The organism is Veillonella intestinalis (assembly GCF_943193155.1).
GTDB classification, from domain to species: Bacteria; Bacillota; Negativicutes; order Veillonellales; family Veillonellaceae; genus Veillonella_A; species Veillonella_A intestinalis.
This window is the reverse complement of record NZ_CALPDB010000002.1, coordinates 293,494-307,325: the sequence shown is the minus strand read 5'-3', so window position 1 is coordinate 307,325 and position 13,832 is coordinate 293,494. Positions and strand designations below refer to the sequence as shown.

15 protein-coding genes are annotated in these 13,832 nt (G+C 39.2%); 14 read left to right on the top strand and 1 reads right to left on the bottom strand.

What is annotated here, in order from left to right:
• Positions 1–85 precede the first annotated feature (85 nt).
• From NFR44_RS03830 to NFR44_RS03800, 7 genes are all read left to right on the top strand, one after another.
• Complete coding sequence (locus NFR44_RS03830) at positions 86–1,354, top strand: SLC13 family permease (protein WP_251441338.1); 1,269 nt, start codon at positions 86–88, stop codon at positions 1,352–1,354.
• 27 nt (positions 1,355–1,381) lie between these two features.
• A complete protein-coding gene (gene ttdA, locus NFR44_RS03825) occupies positions 1,382–2,281 on the top strand; it encodes a L(+)-tartrate dehydratase subunit alpha (RefSeq protein ID WP_251441336.1) in 900 nt (299 codons plus the stop codon).
• The gene (gene ttdB, locus NFR44_RS03820) at positions 2,281–2,898 is read left to right on the top strand and encodes a L(+)-tartrate dehydratase subunit beta (RefSeq protein WP_251441334.1); all 618 of its coding nucleotides are present in this window, start codon (positions 2,281–2,283) and stop codon (positions 2,896–2,898) included. The genes ttdA and ttdB overlap by 1 nt, the downstream gene beginning before the upstream one ends.
• A 16-nt stretch (positions 2,899–2,914) precedes the next feature.
• A complete protein-coding gene (locus NFR44_RS03815) occupies positions 2,915–3,895 on the top strand; it encodes a 2-hydroxyacid dehydrogenase (protein ID WP_251441332.1) in 981 nt (326 codons plus the stop codon).
• Between the two features lie 148 nt (positions 3,896–4,043).
• Positions 4,044–4,421, top strand: coding sequence for a thioesterase family protein (locus NFR44_RS03810; protein ID WP_251441330.1), 378 nt, complete (start codon positions 4,044–4,046; stop codon positions 4,419–4,421).
• A 388-nt stretch (positions 4,422–4,809) separates the two neighbouring features.
• The gene (locus NFR44_RS03805) at positions 4,810–5,379 is read left to right on the top strand and encodes a DUF3793 family protein (RefSeq protein WP_251441329.1); all 570 of its coding nucleotides are present in this window, start codon (positions 4,810–4,812) and stop codon (positions 5,377–5,379) included.
• A gap of 14 nt (positions 5,380–5,393) precedes the next feature.
• A complete protein-coding gene (locus NFR44_RS03800) occupies positions 5,394–5,813 on the top strand; it encodes a flavodoxin (RefSeq protein ID WP_251441327.1) in 420 nt (139 codons plus the stop codon).
• 126 nt (positions 5,814–5,939) lie between these two features.
• On the opposite strand, the gene NFR44_RS03795 is transcribed toward NFR44_RS03800, so the two are convergent.
• Complete coding sequence (locus NFR44_RS03795; RefSeq protein WP_251441325.1) at positions 5,940–7,106, bottom strand: pyridoxal phosphate-dependent aminotransferase; 1,167 nt, start codon at positions 7,104–7,106, stop codon at positions 5,940–5,942.
• Between the two features lie 229 nt (positions 7,107–7,335).
• Here NFR44_RS03795 and NFR44_RS03790 point away from each other — a divergent pair, with 229 nt between their 5' ends.
• The 7 genes from NFR44_RS03790 to NFR44_RS03760 all read left to right on the top strand — a co-directional run bounded on the left by NFR44_RS03790 (position 7,336) and on the right by NFR44_RS03760 (position 13,782).
• On the top strand, positions 7,336–8,472 hold the full coding sequence (locus NFR44_RS03790; RefSeq protein WP_251441323.1) for a RuBisCO large subunit C-terminal-like domain-containing protein: 1,137 nt from the start codon (positions 7,336–7,338) through the stop codon (positions 8,470–8,472).
• Positions 8,473–8,695: 223 nt separating this feature from the next.
• Positions 8,696–9,517 (top strand): ATP-dependent sacrificial sulfur transferase LarE, encoded by an 822-nt coding sequence (gene larE / locus NFR44_RS03785; RefSeq protein ID WP_251441321.1) that lies wholly within the window; start codon positions 8,696–8,698, stop codon positions 9,515–9,517.
• 12 nt (positions 9,518–9,529) lie between these two features.
• Positions 9,530–10,411: an MBL fold metallo-hydrolase gene (locus NFR44_RS03780; protein ID WP_251441320.1), complete on the top strand. Its 882-nt coding sequence runs from the start codon at positions 9,530–9,532 to the stop codon at positions 10,409–10,411.
• Positions 10,412–10,438: 27 nt separating this feature from the next.
• On the top strand, positions 10,439–11,560 hold the full coding sequence (locus tag NFR44_RS03775; RefSeq protein ID WP_251441318.1) for a S1C family serine protease: 1,122 nt from the start codon (positions 10,439–10,441) through the stop codon (positions 11,558–11,560).
• 113 nt (positions 11,561–11,673) lie between these two features.
• Positions 11,674–12,150 carry a 23S rRNA (pseudouridine(1915)-N(3))-methyltransferase RlmH gene (gene rlmH / locus NFR44_RS03770; protein ID WP_251441316.1) on the top strand — a complete coding sequence of 159 codons (477 nt, stop codon included), beginning with the start codon at positions 11,674–11,676 and terminating at the stop codon, positions 12,148–12,150.
• Between the two features lie 74 nt (positions 12,151–12,224).
• On the top strand, positions 12,225–13,133 hold the full coding sequence (locus tag NFR44_RS03765; RefSeq protein WP_251441314.1) for a hypothetical protein: 909 nt from the start codon (positions 12,225–12,227) through the stop codon (positions 13,131–13,133).
• 193 nt (positions 13,134–13,326) lie between these two features.
• Positions 13,327–13,782 carry a CBS domain-containing protein gene (locus NFR44_RS03760; RefSeq protein WP_251441312.1) on the top strand — a complete coding sequence of 152 codons (456 nt, stop codon included), beginning with the start codon at positions 13,327–13,329 and terminating at the stop codon, positions 13,780–13,782.
• The last annotated feature ends 50 nt before the right edge of the window (positions 13,783–13,832 follow it).

The following is a 13,832-nucleotide window of genomic DNA, read 5'->3' as shown; positions in this document are numbered from 1 at the left end:
TGATTTTTCATATATGCGTATAATGAAATCATCGAATGCATTCACAGTATCACCAACGTGTATAAGTTAACGAGAGGAGTTCTTTATGGATGGTGTTATTGTAACGTTAGTTTTATTAGTTTTTGCCATTATTATGTTTGTATGGGAAAAAATTCCCTTATCGATTACGGCTATGACCGTAGCGGTGTGTTTAACCTTGACGGGGGTATTAACCCCAAAAGAAGCCTTTTTAGGTTTTGTCGATTCTAATGTATTGTTATTTATGGCTATGTTCATTGTAGGGGCCGCCTTTTTTGAAACTGGTGTAGCGCATGCAGTAGGGGGCTTAGTGAATCGCTTTGCTAAGACAGAACGGCATGTAATTATTGCTGTCATGGTAATTACTGGCACCATGTCGACCTTTTTATCCAATACAGGTACAACGGCAGTATTAATTCCCGTAGCCATGGGCTTAGTTCAACGGACAGGGATTAAAGCGACTAAGTTATTAATGCCCTTAGCCATTGCTGCTTCAGCTGGTGGTAATGTAAGTTTAATTGGGTCCCCAGGGAATATGATTGCTCAGTCTGGCTTGGCGCAACAGAATTTAGCCTTTGCTTTCTTCGATTATGCCTTAGTTGGTTTGCCGGTGCTCTTAGTAGGGATTGCCTATTTTGCTTTAATTGGCCACAAATTACTACCCGAAGCGCCAACACATCAAGTAGATACGGAATATAATACAGAAGCCGATTACAGTAAGGTAGCTAAATGGCGTAAAGTGATTGCCGCAGCCACCTTGGTAGGCACGGTATTAGGCATGATATTTGAATCTCAATTAGGTATTAAGTTACATGTTATTGCTTGGATTGGTGCACTTATTCTAGTAGCGACGCGTACGATTTCAGAAAAAGTAGCTGTTAATGCTATTGATATGAAAACAATTCTATTGTTTGTCGGTTCTTTGGCATTGGCACAAGCGCTTGTAAAAACAGGGGCTGGGGTGATGATTGCAGATACCATTATTAAGAGTTTAGGCGATAATCCATCACCGTTTGTATTGCTTGCTGTAGTATTTATCATTGCGGCCGTGTTAACACAGTTTATGTCAAATACAGCTACAACTGCTTTATTAGTACCTATTGGATTAGCTTTGGCACAGCAAGTTGGGGCAGATCCTAAAGCGGTGCTTATGGCGACCGTAATTGGGGGTTCTGTAGCGTTTGCTACGCCGATTGGCTGTCCACCAAATACAATGGTTTATAATGTGGCTGGTTACAGCTTTATGGATTATGTAAAAGTAGGCGGCCCGTATTTAATTCTCGCTGCTATTACTTCGTTGATTTTATTACCAATTTTCTTCCCATTTTATCCGTAAGTACAGTTTATTTTTAAGGAGGCCATTATGGAAAAGGTTACTCAGAGTCAGGAAATGACTCGCATTATTGCAGATTTTGTAGGCTATATGTCTAAAGTATTGCCAGATGATGTAGATGCTAAAATTAAGGAATTAGCTGCTGATGAAAAGAACCCATTAGCTAAAACTATTTATGATACTATGCACACAAATATGGAACTTGCTAAAGAATTGAGTCGTCCTTCTTGCCAAGATACAGGGGTATTACAATATTGGGTAAAATGTGGCGCTAACTTCCCATTGATCGGTGAATTGGAAAGCATTTTACGAGAAGCTACCTTGACAGCAACACAAGAAACTCCATTACGTCACAATAGTGTTGAAACATTTGACGAATTTAATACAAAAAAGAATATTGGTTTAACAGCACCGTATGTATTTTGGGATATTGTTCCCGATCGTGATGATGTAGAAATTTTCCCATACATGGCTGGTGGCGGTTGCTCCTTGCCTGGTAGTGGTAAAACGTTAATGCCTGGTGAAGGATATGAAGGCGTTGCTAAATTTGTACTTGATTTGATGACTTCCTATGGTTTAAATGCATGCCCACCATTGTTGGTTGGTGTTGGGATTGCTACGTCCATTGATACAGCGGCACTCTATTCTAAAAAAGCTCTTATGCGTCCTGTAAGTTCAAAAAATCCAAATGAAAAAGCAGCTTATATGGAACAATTATTAGAGGATGGTATTAACTCGCTTCACTTAGGACCACAAGGTATGGGTGGCGATAAATCTGTTATGGGGGTAAACATTGAAAATGGTACCCGTCATCCGTCCGTATTGAGCGTAGCCGTTAACGTAGGCTGTTGGAATCATCGTCGTGGTCATTTAGTATTTACTAAAGATGGTAAATGTACTGTATTATCTCATAGTGGGGTGGCATACTAATGGAAAAGAAAATTTTAACAACACCAATTTCAGCTAAAGATCTTGAAGGCATTAAAGCAGGCGATATTATTTACTTAACAGGTCATATTACGACTTGTCGTGATGTGGCACACCGCCGTTTGATTGAATATGGTCGTGAACTTCCTGTTGATGTACGGGATGGGGCTATTTTACATGCTGGCCCAATTGTCAAAGCGGTTGATGAAGCGAATGACAAATATGAAATGATTTCTGTAGGCCCAACAACAAGTATGCGCATGGAAAAATTCGAATATGATTTTGTAAAACAGACCGGTGTGCGCCTTATTGTAGGTAAGGGGGGCATGGGCCCAGGCACACAAAAGGCTTGCCAAGAGTTCAAAGCCTTGCACTTAGTATTCCCTGCCGGTAATGCAGTGCTAGCCGCTACTGAAGTAGAAGAAATTGAACAAGCTAACTGGAAAGAGTTAGGCATGCCTGAAACATTATGGACTTGTCGAGTTAAAGAATTCGGCCCTTTAATTGTGTCTATTGATACTTATGGCAATAACTGGTTTGAACAGAAAAAAGTAGAATATAATGAAAATAAAGAAAAAGCGTTAGCTGAAATTAATAAACATGTAAGCTTTATTAAATAAGATAGGGTGTTTTGTAATGGAAACAGAAAAACCATTAGTAATTGTTGCAGGGAAAGTACGGCCTGATGGCTTAGCTAAATTAGCCGAAGGGGCTACGATTAAACAATGGCAAGAGCCTACCCCTATGCCACGTTCAATATTAAAAGAGTGGTTACGTGAAGCTGATGGATTATGGAGTAGTAAACATATTAAAGTAGATGCTGACTTATTAGCCAGTGCACCAAAATTAAAAGTGGTAGCGCAAGATTCAGTGGGCTATGATAATATTGTTATTTCAGACCTTACAGCTAAAAGAATTCCCCATGGCAATACACCTCATGTTTTAACTGATACAGTAGCAGAATTAGCCTTTACATTAGTTGCGGCAGCTAATCGTCGTATAGTAGAAAATGTAGAATTTGTTAAACAAGGTTTATGGACTAAACAAAGCCCAATTCATATTGGCTGTGATTTAAAGGGAAGTACGTTAGGCATTATTGGCTTAGGTGAAATCGGCTTGGCTATTGCTAAGCGAGCACAAGCTTTTGGCATGCAAATTTTGTATCACAATAGAACACGTCGTAAAGATGATGAAGTACAAAACCTAACATATTGTACTAAAGCAGACTTATTAGCAAATAGTGATACTGTGTTAGTCATGACGCCTTTAACAGAAGCTACACGCGGCATGATTAGTAGTGAGGAATTTGCTTTAATGAAAAAAGATGCTTTATTTGTCAATGTAGGTCGTGGTGCAGTCGTTGATACAGCGGCTTTAGTTACGGCGCTTGAAACAGGACAAATTGCTTATGCGGCACTTGATGTAGTCGATCCAGAGCCACTACCTAAGGAGCATCCATTATTGGCAACTGGCAAAGTCATGATAGTACCACATATAGGATCCTTTACAAATGAAACTCGTCATAAAATGGCAATCTTAACAGCTAATAATTTAATTGCAGGTATTCATAAACGGCCATTACCAGCTTGTGTTAACGAAGACGTCAATTATAAATAGATAACAGTGTACTATATCTTTAATTGATTGGCAATATGAGCAAGAATATTAAGGATATTTATGTTTTTTGTTTTAAGGTTAACTTGAATATAGTATACTAATTATAAGAGAGTCATTTTATAAGTTGTATTTACCCTAGGAGGCGTATATGAGTATTCAAGTTGGCTTGCGCGGTGAAGCAGTTGTAATGGTAACAGAGGCAAATATAGCTAAAACTATGAAAAGTGGTGCTTTGCCGGTGTTTGCTACACCTGCTATGTGCGCTCTAATGGAAGAAGCGGCGGTAGCTGCTTTGACTAATTACTTGGCAGACGGTGAAGGTACGGTAGGGATTTCCTTGAATATTACCCATGATAAGCCATCTCCTGTAGGCGCTACTATTCGGGCTGAAGCAGAAATAACAGCTGTTGAGGGGCGAAAGATTTCCTATCGTGTGTCAGCCTATGAAGGTGAGGCTTGTATTGGTCAGGGAACACATGAGCGTTTTGTTATCAATAACGAAAAATTTATGGGAAAATTAAAGTAGTTGAATAATTTTCTCAAAAATATTTGTCCGAATGGAGCATTTTGTGGCTGAGGCTACCGATTTTTTAGAGGATGAGGTATACAATAAAGATACCTCATCCTCTTTGTTTTATAAGAGATTATTGCTATATTGAGTATATCGAAGTATATCGTTTACTCAGTTGTCATACAGAACTTGTTAAAATATCATAAATGAAAATAATTGTCATTTTTATTGACAGATACCTACTTTGATTGTATGATGAATGAAGAAGATAGTTAGCTTAATTATTTTTCGCCAAGTAGATAGTAGCTTGGTAAGAAGCTACTATTTATTAAATCCGGATTTACTAGTATGACAGCCTTGAGAGCAAGTGTTCTCCTGAAAACATTGAGAGGCAGGGTAAACTATGGTAAGCGAGATAGATACTATTATCGGTTATCATTGTGCGCCGGCAATACGGGGCATCAAGGTGGCGAATCTTGTGGCTATTCCACGAGATAAGGATATACATTTGACAACGGCTTTGTCGGCGTATAATGAAATGTTTAATGATCGTGGCTTGTTCTTTTATGAATTATGTCACTGCGACCAACGAAGATTGTTGTTAGTGTTTCGCAAACGGATGTTAGAGGAATATTTACGGCGACCAGAGCACGTAGGCTTTTTAAAGATGTATGGCTATATGCCAACAGAGTCTTTAGATGTATGGTTTGCTCGTTTAAAACGACGTTTAGAAGAACGACAAGATTTTCCTCATGAAATAGGTCTGTTTTTGGGCTATCCAATCCATGATGTGCGCTCCTTTATTCGTTTGAAAGGGAGTGGCTATAAACTTTGTGGTGAATGGAAAGTCTATGGCAACCCTATGTCCGCCATGCATTCGTTTCACTGTTTTCGGGCATGCAGAAATTACTGTCATACCCAGCTTTTAAATGGTAAACAATTAGAGTCTTTAGTAGCCGTAACGGCATGCTAGTAGGAGGTAATCACATGATTGGTGTAATTTATTGGTCTGGTACAGGTAACACAGCTGCAATGGCAGAAGCAATCGGTAAAGGTATTGCTGATGCAGGTCAAGAAGTAGTAGTAAAATCCGTTTCTGAAATTTCCGCTGACGAAGCAGCTACATTTGATAAATTGGCTTTAGGCTGTGCTGATATGGGTGCAGAACAGTTGGAAGAAATGGAATTTGAACCATTCTACACAGCGTTAGAAGGCAAATTATCTGGTAAACAAGTAATTCTTTTCGGCTCTTATGGTTGGGGCGGTACTTGGCTTGATGATTGGGCAGAACGTGTAAAAGCGGCTGGCGCAAACATTGTAGCTGATAACCTTCCTGTATTTGGTGCGCCTGATGATGCAGCAATTGCTGATTGTGAAGCGCGTGGCAAAGCATTGGCTGAAGCTTAATACATACAATACATAATGCATGATAAATAATAAAGGGACGGTAGCCCATATGATGTGAATCATTAGGGCTACCGTCCCTTTTTGTTATAGTATAGAATCGGTTAGTTGTAATAAGATAAGAAAGTATTATTTTTTCAATCCATTAATAAACCGTTCAATGCGCACTAAGGCTTCTTGGATTGTTTCACGCGAAGAGGCGTAGGAACAACGGATACGACCTTTGCCACATTCACCAAAGGCAGAACCTGGTACGACTGCTACATGCTCTTGCTGTAATAATTGTACAGCAAAGTCAAAGTCATTTAAACCACAGCTAGAAATATCAGGGAATACATAGAAGGCCCCTTCTGGTACAGCGATTGGTAATCCCATTTTTTGGAAACCCGCAACGATAAGGTCACGACGAGCTTGGTATTCTTCACGCATATTAATAACGCTTTCATCACATTCATTAAGGGCGATAATAGCCGCATGTTGAATAGGGGTAGCTGGGGCTACAATGCTGTATTGATGAATTTTAATGGCTTGAGCAATGACTTCTTCTGGTGCTAAGAGGAAACCAATACGAAGGCCCGTCATAGCATAGGCTTTGGAGAAGCCGTTTAAGATAAGTGTGCGTTCTTTCATACCTGGTAAAGACGCAATACTTGTGTGCGTTTGGCCATAGGTTAATTCTGAATAAATTTCATCACTCACTACAATAAGATCATGTTTAATAGCAAATTCAGCAATGCCTTTTAAATCCTCTTGGTTTAAAATAGCACCCGTAGGATTGCTTGGATATCCCATGAGTAACACTTTTGTTTTAGGCGTGACGGCCTTTTCAAGCTCAGCAGGGGTAATTTTAAAACCTTCTTCAAGTCGTGTTGGTACCATAACCGGGGTACCACGATTTAATGTAACTTCTGCTGCGTAAGCTACATAGGAAGGATCAGGAATAAGCACTTCGTCACCTTCGTTAAGAAGAACGCGCATAGCAAGATCGATGGCTTCACTAGCACCGATAGTTAGCATCATTTCATTTTCTGTATAATCTACACCATACCGTTTTTGGTGCCAATTGCGAATAGCTGTGCGCAATGGTAAAAGACCTGCGTTGCTAGTATAACTAGTTTCTTTCTTTTCAAGGCTTTTAATAGCTGCTTGTAATACTTTTTCAGGTGGTGCATAATCAGGCTCACCCACCCCGAGGGATAAGACATTATCCATGGCTAGGGACATCTCCCAAATTTTACGAATCCCTGAAGCAGGGAGTTCTTGTGATGTTTTTGAAATGTAATTGTTCCAGTTCATGTTGAATCCTCCTTCATACCAAATCATTGCTGGTTAGGGCAAGTTTGGCTCTCTCTTTATCCTGATTATTAGTGTATCATAAATTAGAATACACTAGTAGTGAATTTAGAAACTTAATAACTTTTAGGTAAAACGTAATAATTTTTAGGTGAAACGTATTAAGTTGTACAATTAATATTCATTTTATAGTAAAATAAAGAATTAGAGATGTATTTAAAAGGAGGCACTGATGAAGAACTTATGCAATGAACGGTTCGTAGTGACCTATCAAATAGAAGCCCTTACCTATGAAGAGGCAAAAGCTATTGCTTGGGGCGTGCAAGTAGAACAGACGATTGAGTTTCCTTATGATTTTTTACAGAATGAGGATATTAAACGAGATATTGTAGGTCGTTTAGAGTCCTTAGAATCAGCTGGTGATGAGCGCCATTTTATAGCTCGAATTTCTTATGGTGTAGAATGTACTGCTTTAGAGGCTACGCAATTTTTAAATGTTGTGTTTGGCAATTCTTCCTTACAACCGCACATTTGGGTAATTGATATTGAAATATCACCAGCCCTAGTTAGCGCATTTAAAGGGCCACGTTTTGGCTTAGACGGTTTGCGGCAACTTACTGGGACTGCTAAGAGGGCCTTTATTCAAGCGGTTATTAAGCCCATGGGAACATCGCCGTCAGTTTTGGCAGATATGTGTCGTGCTTATGTATTAGGTGGGGCGGATGTAATTAAGGATGATCATGGCATAACAAATCAAACGTTTTGTCCCTTTGAAGAACGGGTAAAACGCTGTGCTGAAGCGGTGGCAGAAGCTAATGCACAGACTGGTCATCATACTTTATATGCTGCCAATGTATCAGCTGATGGCGAAGATTTACTGGCTAGAGCATATTTTGCCAAAGAAGCTGGTGCTACGGCTCTTATGGTAGCCCCTGCATTAGTTGGCTATGGCTGGCTTAATCGATTAGCTAACGAAGAAGGCTTAGGTTTACCTATTATATCTCATCCTGCTATGATGGGTGGTTTTGCTTTGCCTGGTGTATCTGGTATTGCTGATTATTTATGGATGGGCTTGTTACCTCGGTTATTTGGTGCTGATATGTCCATCTTTGTGTCTTATGGTGGCCGTTTTACCTTTACGGCTGACCAGTGTAAACGTATTCATCAATATTGCACTAAGCCGATAGAGGGGATTAAGGCAACGTGCCCGTCGCCTGGTGGTGGCGTTACAGAACTTCGCTTGCCTGAATTGCTTGATTTATATGGCAATGATACGATGTTCTTAGTCGGTGGTGACATGTTCCGCCGTGGTCCTGATTTAGCGGCAAATATGAAGGTATTTGTAGACCTTGCGGAAAAACATAGTTAATATCTATTAAAAATCAGATTTCTATTAAAGCGCATAAAGAGCATAAAGTGTATAAAGCACATAAAGCGCATAAAGCGCATAAAGCGTATAAAGCGTATAAAGCGTATAAGTTAATCTATATATAATTTTAGTTGATTCATTTAATTGTAATTTAAGGAGTTTATAGTAAGACTCCTACATATGATTACATGTAAATTTATAAAAGAGAAGAGAGACGAACCTTATGTTAAGTACAGAGTTAGAATCAAAGTTAGCAAATTTGGAAGCTACTTTACAGCAAATGGGGAGTGCTGTTGTAGCTTTTTCTGGTGGAGTTGATAGTACCTTTTTAGCCGCTGTGGCTCATAAAGTATTGGGAGATAAGGCACAGGCCTTTACAGTTAGTTCACCAACTTTGCCAGTCGAAGAAATTGAAGATGCCAAACGCTTTGCCAAGGTTATTGGCATTGAGCATACGATTGTAGAAATTAATGAATTAGAAATGGAAGATTTTACTCGCAATGATCCAGAACGTTGTTATTATTGTAAGAAAAATCGCTTTCAAAAATTAATTGATTGGGCTGCCGCTAAGGGGATTAATGGTGTTCTTGATGGGGGTAATTTAGATGATAAGCAAGATTATCGCCCTGGTATGCGTGCCTTAGAAGAACTTGGTACGGTGCGCAGTCCTTTGTTAGAGAATGGCTTTACCAAAGAAGATATTCGTACAGTAGCCAAAACTTGGGGTTTAGAAGTGTGGGACAAGCCAAGTTCACCTTGTCTAGCTACTAGAGTTCCCTATAATCATGTAATTACTGGCGAAGCCCTTACTATGATTGAAAAAGGGGAGAAATATTTACACCAATTCATTGACGGTCCTTTGCGCGTGCGTTACCATGAAGGTATGGCTCGTATTGAAGTCAGTGAAACTGATTTTCAGATATTTGCTGATTCAAAGCGACGTGAAATGATTCGTCAGGCTTTTGAAGAATTTGGCTTTACTTATGTGAGTGTAGACTTACAGAGTTTTAAAAGCGGTAATTTAAACCGAGAAGTAACTAAATAGAAGGAGTTTTTGTTGAGACAACGTGCCATAGAAGAAGCAGTCAATAAATTACAAATGAATATAACTCAGATGGCACCGAGTGAACCTTCTGAGGTAAGTGCTGACGGAGCTACATTAGCTGCTCATGTGCTTGCTAGTGGCAGTCAAGGTAATGCCACTTTAATAACCTATAAGGATACATGTATTTTAGTAGATGCAGGCATCAGTGCGCGGCGTATCACTCAAGGAATAAAAGAATTGGGTCTTCGCTTAGACCAGTTAGCGGGTATTTGCATTACTCATGAGCATACCGACCACATGGCTGGTTTGCCGCAGTTGTTGAAGCAGTGTGATGTGCCAGTGTATACCAGAGCTGGCACGATGCGTGAAATCGTAAATCGCAAGGGCATTGCTAGTAAAGCCTTTACGGTGATTACAAAAAATAGTTTTACCCTTGGTGATTTGCAAGTCGATACATTCCGTACCAGTCATGATGCAGCGGATCCGATGGGACTTTGCTGTTATGGTGGGAATCATAAAATTACTTTTATGACGGATACGGGAATCGTAGATGACACGATGCTAAAGCATATGGATTATAGTAATTTGTTAGTGTTAGAGGCTAATTATGATCCGCAAATGTTAAAATATGGGCCGTATCCTTATGATTTGAAACAGCGTGTAGCCAGTCCATATGGTCATTTAAGTAATGAACATGCAGCCCAAGCATTATTGATGATGAAACGCCCTGATAATTTACAAGTTATTTTGGCACATCGGTCAGAGAAAAATAATGCACAACCTGTGGTAGATGACACGGTTATGACAGCGTTACAGGCTGAAGGATTACAGGTGAATAAAGATATTTGTTTATATCATGGACAGCCTAAGGAAAAAGTGTCTATTCATGCATAAATAATTGGTAAGTTAGGAGGTATTTCTATGGATAGTAAAAAACGAGGCTTATTTATACTTTTCGCCATCGTTTTACTTATAGTTGGTGCTGTAGGTGGATATTTGACTAATGATTTTTATGGCAATACGAAGCGGACGATTACAGCTACTACAGCTATAACAAACGAAGGAACTAAACGAAATGTACCATTATCGGATAATCGGAATACAGCCATTGTAGAGGCTGTGAAAAAGGCTGGCCCAGCTGTTGTAGGGATTACGACTAAGGTGTATGACCGCAATATTTTTGACCAACAAGTGTTAGTAGGTGAAGGCGTTGGCTCTGGTGTTATTATTGATAAAGACGGCTACATTGTAACCAACTATCACGTAGTGGCGCAGGCCAATCGTAAAAAAGTGACTGTATCGCTAAGTGATGGTTCTTCACAGGAAGGAACGATTGTTGGTGTTGATCCACTAACCGATTTAGCAGTAGTTAAAATTACACCTACTGATAATATGCCGGTAGCTACATTAGGTGACTCTGATCAATTACAAGTGGGTGAACCGGCTATTGCCATTGGCAATCCATTAGGGTTAGAATTCCAAGGTTCTGTTACAACTGGCGTGATTAGTGCCTTACATCGTACCATCGATATGGAATCACAGCGATTCCCATTAATTCAAACAGATGCAGCTATTAATCCTGGTAATTCTGGTGGGGCCCTTGTAAATGCTGATGGTGATGTTATAGGTATTAATAGTGAAAAAATTGCTCATACAGGCATAGAGGGCATGGGTTTCTCTATTCCAATCAACGAAGTGAAACCAATTGTTAAAGACTTAATTGAACATGGCAAAGTAGTGCGTGCATATATAGGGCTTGGCTTGTTGGATAAATCTACGGCCGCTAAATATGGTTTACAACTTAAAAAAGATGGATTATTAGTGGCTCGTGTATATAATGATGGCCCAGCCGCTAATAGCGATATTAGTGAAGGCGATTTAATTGTAGCAGTAGGTGAAACTTCAATTACTAATCTTGTTCAATTGAAACAAATATTAGATAATCATAAACCAGGAGAGTCTTTGACACTTACGGTGTTAAGTAATGGAACAGAACGGACTGTTACTGTGGAACTAGGTACTATGCCTGATACAACTAATTAGGTACTATGCCTAAGGCAATGAATTAATTAGGCATTAGGTCTGATACAACGGATTAATATGAAGGCTTTATTTGTATTAGCATTAGGTAGTGAGGCCATAGGAGAGTGTGAACTATGAAATTTACAGTGCTTGCCATTGGTAAGTTAAAGACCACCTATCTTCGTGATGGAGTGGCGGAATTTGTGAAACGCCTCACTGTCTATGGGGGCGTCACAATTACTGAGTTAAATGAAAGTAAATTGCCCAGTGCTGATGATAGTAAACGGCAAGCTATTGTAGCGGAAGAAGGGGAACGCTTGTTGAAGCAAGTAAATCCTAAAAGCTATGTTGTTCTTTTAGATGTAAAAGGTAAAACTTTATCATCAGAAGACTTAGCTGAAAAGATTGCTACATTAGAAGTGCAAGGCATTAGTGAAATGACCTTTATAATTGGTGGCGCATTTGGCGTTTCAGAAGCTTTGCGACAGCGGGCTGATTTACGTTTATCGTTTAGCCCTATGACATTTACTCATCAAATGGTACGCTTATTGTTGGTAGAACAAATTTATAGGGCTTGTAAAATTAATCGCAATGAGCCGTATCATTGGTAATAGGTTTGATAAATAATTTATAATAAACGTAAGAGAGTTTATTTTTAGTGTGAGGCGTAGATGGAGGTAATAGCGTGACAACAAATGCAGCCAATTTTACTGGTTTGCCGAGTCTAGAAGCGTTATGGCAGGCGCAACAAGAGCGCGGTAGTGATGGCTTTTATGCTGTATATGGGGAAGCCACTGACACAGCACAAGTCATTATTCAAGGGAATTTAGATTTATTAAAAGCACAAATGGAACAAGTAACCGCCATTACTGAATCCTTAACTGGCGAAGCTGAAGCAATTGTTCAGTTAAAAGAACGCAGTGCTTTTTTAGAAAAAACATTAGCTGAGATTAGCAATACCACCCGTATTGTTAACTCTACATTAGGTGCTTATGGCGATGCGGCTAAGATGGTGCAAACCTTAGAAAAGGGTGGTTTTTCACAAGACTATATTGTCCATCGTAAAGAAGAACTGGGCTTGCAAAATAAAGAAATAAATACCTTGCTTATTGAGTTTAGTCGGTATGCGCAGACTTTATTAGATGCCCTTAATAATGAAACTAAGACAGGACAACGTTTGCAAGCTAATGAAACCGTAAATGATGTAAATCATAGTGTATTGATGGCGTTGTACCAATCTTGGTTGGAACGAAGTTATGCTGTCAATAAGCTATTAGAAGCGCGTTTAGTGTTTATTAGTGGTCTCTTAGAATCCTTGCGCAAAGATTTGACTAGCTTACAAGTTCACAGAATGGAACTTGATGTGCAAGAGCGAGCTCGTCAAGTGGCGGCTCGTCGCTATAAAGCGAAGGTTGAAGATGTGACCGATTATGATGATTTGGAAGGTCAATACCGCCATCGCTATGATGAAGAAGGCAATTTAATTGGTATTGAAGAAGGTGGCGAAGGTGGCAACCGTCGTGGTTGGCAAGTTGTTATTATTAGTGCCATTATCTTAATAGCAATCATTGCTTACTTTGTTTTAAAAGGCTAAAACTATATAATAAGCAGGAGTTTTACTAATCCTTGTCTAACATATACTATATAAGATAATAGCTGACCACGTTGGCAAGCGCAGTATGTGTATTGATTAGATATAATCTTGCTGATTGTGTAATAGGCAGTATGTAGTATGTAGTATGTAGTATGTACACCGCTATAGTCGGTGTGTAAAAGGAGGTAATCCTATGTTAATTGCTGAAGCTATGAACAAATATCCCGTAACTGTTACTAAAGATACAACTATCAATGAGGCGGCTAAATTATTAGTGAAATATAAAGTGGCTGGACTTATTGTAGTTGACGAAAATAATAAATTGGAAGGGATTATTACTGAAGGCGACTTATTGTACAAAAAAGTTCGTCCGCATGCGCCTCATTATGTAAATGTGCTTGGTGCTAGCATTTATTACAGTGGTATTGGTGAATATAATGCACAATTTAAAAAGTTATTGGCTGTTCAAGTGGAAGAATTGATGACTAAAGAAGTTATTACTTGTGGCCCTAAAGAAGAAGTGGAACCAGTAGTAGCAACAATGTTAGAGAAACATTTAAAAACTATGCCCGTTGTTGATGAACATGGTGTAGTAATTGGTGTATTTAGTCGTCGTGATGTAGTTGAATTAATTGCTAAAGAAGGCTAATAGCATAATTTATCAAAAGAATTAGAAGAAAATGACTTACTTTATCATAT

Bases quoted from the DNA above. Each gene is read 5' to 3' on its own strand.
- NFR44_RS03830 (WP_251441338.1), top strand. From the start codon at position 86: ATGGATGGTGTTATTGTAACGTTAGTTTTATTAGTTTTTGCCATTATT.
- ttdA (WP_251441336.1), top strand. From the start codon at position 1,382: ATGGAAAAGGTTACTCAGAGTCAGGAAATGACTCGCATTATTGCAGAT.
- ttdB (WP_251441334.1), top strand. From the start codon at position 2,281: ATGGAAAAGAAAATTTTAACAACACCAATTTCAGCTAAAGATCTTGAA.
- NFR44_RS03815 (WP_251441332.1), top strand. From the start codon at position 2,915: ATGGAAACAGAAAAACCATTAGTAATTGTTGCAGGGAAAGTACGGCCT.
- NFR44_RS03810 (WP_251441330.1), top strand. From the start codon at position 4,044: ATGAGTATTCAAGTTGGCTTGCGCGGTGAAGCAGTTGTAATGGTAACA.
- NFR44_RS03805 (WP_251441329.1), top strand. From the start codon at position 4,810: ATGGTAAGCGAGATAGATACTATTATCGGTTATCATTGTGCGCCGGCA.
- NFR44_RS03800 (WP_251441327.1), top strand. From the start codon at position 5,394: ATGATTGGTGTAATTTATTGGTCTGGTACAGGTAACACAGCTGCAATG.
- NFR44_RS03795 (WP_251441325.1), bottom strand. From the start codon at position 7,106: ATGAACTGGAACAATTACATTTCAAAAACATCACAAGAACTCCCTGCT.
- NFR44_RS03790 (WP_251441323.1), top strand. From the start codon at position 7,336: ATGAAGAACTTATGCAATGAACGGTTCGTAGTGACCTATCAAATAGAA.
- larE (WP_251441321.1), top strand. From the start codon at position 8,696: ATGTTAAGTACAGAGTTAGAATCAAAGTTAGCAAATTTGGAAGCTACT.
- NFR44_RS03775 (WP_251441318.1), top strand. From the start codon at position 10,439: ATGGATAGTAAAAAACGAGGCTTATTTATACTTTTCGCCATCGTTTTA.
- rlmH (WP_251441316.1), top strand. From the start codon at position 11,674: ATGAAATTTACAGTGCTTGCCATTGGTAAGTTAAAGACCACCTATCTT.
- NFR44_RS03760 (WP_251441312.1), top strand. From the start codon at position 13,327: ATGTTAATTGCTGAAGCTATGAACAAATATCCCGTAACTGTTACTAAA.